Genomic DNA, 271 nt, shown 5'->3' with positions numbered 1-271 from the left:
ACCTTCGACGATCCGCACCAGGTCCACGGCGTCGTCGCGGACGGGCATGAAGTCGATGACCTTCACCGAACCGCCGTCTACTTCCCAAACGGTTTCCAGGATCAGGGTGTCTTCCCGGTACGTGCGGCGGGTGCTGTTGCCGCCGTCGGGAGTGCCGGCAGGTGCCAGGAGCCAGCGACCCTCCTCAGGTGTGTGCAGCAGCGCCGCGAAGCAGGCCGGTGAGTCGAACCTTGGCAAGCACATCCAGTCAATGGACCCGTCCCGCCCCACC

General features: G+C 66.1%; 1 protein-coding gene. It reads right to left on the bottom strand.

Annotated elements, in window-relative coordinates:
• On the bottom strand, positions 1-270 hold a 270-nt coding region (locus tag ACPYOG_RS19580; RefSeq protein WP_481295789.1), incomplete at its 3' end, for a trehalase-like domain-containing protein.
• Position 271: the final 1 nt, after the last annotated feature.

Source organism: Leifsonia sp. HAY1-4F, from assembly GCF_056755275.1.
Note: the sequence above shows the minus strand (reverse complement) of the source record. Positions and strands in the feature narration are given on the sequence as shown.